The sequence below is a fragment of the Zoogloea oryzae genome, from assembly GCF_030161255.1.
Lineage (GTDB): Bacteria > Pseudomonadota > Gammaproteobacteria > Burkholderiales > Rhodocyclaceae > Zoogloea > Zoogloea oryzae.
In genome coordinates this window covers 408-684 of the sequence record NZ_BSPX01000288.1, presented here as the reverse complement: position 1 = coordinate 684, position 277 = coordinate 408, and positions in this window count along the sequence as shown.

Below are 277 nucleotides of genomic sequence, written 5' to 3'. Positions count from 1 at the left end.
TTTTAGATCTCGCATTGAAAATTCTCCTTTTTTATTGTAATACATATATATATAATCAGATACCTATGTGGTTAAGGAGTACTTCTATGGATTTATGGAATCCTTAACTTAAATGAATATATACAAGACCACTCCATTCTTTTTTTTATATAGATTGGGTTTCATATGAATATAATTTTATTATATTTTATTATTTATTATATGTTATATGAGACCAAGAAAGAAGAAACGGCCAGGTAAATAATATATCAACAAGGAAAAATGATGTGGAAAACAA